The 205-nt window shown below is 51.2% G+C and carries 2 tRNA genes; both read right to left on the bottom strand.

The annotated features are described in order from the left end of the window. Window positions 1-41: 41 nt before the first annotated feature. Window positions 42-126: transfer RNA gene (locus ACFRAE_RS17890), tRNA-Leu, on the bottom strand. 5 nt (window positions 127-131) lie between these two features. Beyond that, window positions 132-204: transfer RNA gene (locus tag ACFRAE_RS17885), tRNA-Gly, on the bottom strand. Window position 205: the final 1 nt, after the last annotated feature.

Genomic DNA, 205 nt, shown 5'->3' with positions numbered 1-205 from the left:
TGCAATAAAAAAGCCCCACTTTCGTGAGGCTTTAACCAATGTACCTAGGGCGGGAATCGAACCCGCACTCCTTTAACGGGAACAGGATTTTAAGTCCTGCGTGTCTACCAGTTCCACCACCTAGGCGACTGAGCGAAAGACGAGATTCGAACTCGCGACCCCAACCTTGGCAAGGTTGTGCTCTACCAACTGAGCTACTTTCGCT

The organism is Sphingobacterium sp. HJSM2_6 (genome assembly GCF_049316305.1).
Classification (GTDB): domain Bacteria; phylum Bacteroidota; class Bacteroidia; order Sphingobacteriales; family Sphingobacteriaceae; genus Sphingobacterium.
Note: the sequence above shows the minus strand (reverse complement) of the source record. Positions and strands in the feature narration are given on the sequence as shown.